The sequence below is a fragment of the Flavobacterium buctense genome (assembly GCF_014486695.1).
Lineage (GTDB): Bacteria > Bacteroidota > Bacteroidia > Flavobacteriales > Flavobacteriaceae > Flavobacterium > Flavobacterium buctense.
This window is the reverse complement of the sequence record NZ_JACTAB010000041.1, coordinates 1-291: the sequence shown is the minus strand read 5'-3', so window position 1 is coordinate 291 and position 291 is coordinate 1. Positions and strand designations below refer to the sequence as shown.

The 291-nt window shown below is 35.1% G+C and carries 1 protein-coding gene; it reads left to right on the top strand.

The window, feature by feature from the left end:
• Nucleotides 1-231 (top strand): OmpA family protein (locus ICG50_RS13075; RefSeq protein ID WP_187661338.1); only part of this gene is annotated, 231 nt, incomplete at its 5' end.
• Nucleotides 232-291: the final 60 nt, after the last annotated feature.

Sequence of the window (291 nt, the reverse complement as noted above, 5' to 3'; positions counted from 1 at the left end):
CGTTCTCATACCGACAGCCGTGCTTCTCATGCATACAACGAAAAACTATCTGATCGTAGAGCAAAATCTACCAAAGATTGGTTAATCAAAAATGGTATTGCTGCTGATCGTTTAACTTCTGAAGGACTTGGTGAAACCGAATTGGTTAACAAATGTGCTGACAATGTAAAATGTACTGAGGAAGAACACCAGTTAAACAGAAGAAGTGAATTTATTATCACAAGTCTCTAAAACCAAAAAAAACTTTTATAATTACTTTAAAAGCATCCGGAAACGGGTGCTTTTTTTTAT